This is a genomic window from Type-D symbiont of Plautia stali, from assembly GCF_001485335.1.
GTDB classification, from domain to species: domain Bacteria; phylum Pseudomonadota; class Gammaproteobacteria; order Enterobacterales; family Enterobacteriaceae; genus Pantoea; species Pantoea vagans_C.
This window is the reverse complement of record NZ_BBOC01000235.1, coordinates 1-201: the sequence shown is the minus strand read 5'-3', so window position 1 is coordinate 201 and position 201 is coordinate 1. Positions and strand designations below refer to the sequence as shown.

The window sequence follows — 201 nt, the reverse complement described above, 5'->3', positions numbered from 1 at the left end:
AATCTGCTCGCTGAGGCGCTGATTACGGTCACCGTAGGACGCATCGGTGATCAGTAATTTTGCCTGGGGCGGGCAGTCAAAAGGCAGCAGCAACGCTTCACGGCTCCAGTCCCCCATGTAGGTGATACCGCCCGCAACCGGCAGATGAAACCACACCGAACCGGGTGAATGGCCGCTGCGGCCAGTAAACAGGTTAAGCGG

General features: G+C 59.2%; 1 pseudogene. It reads right to left on the bottom strand.

The features are described from left to right. Positions 1–201, bottom strand: a pseudogene (locus PSSD_RS26155) (MBL fold metallo-hydrolase); the annotation flags it as partial.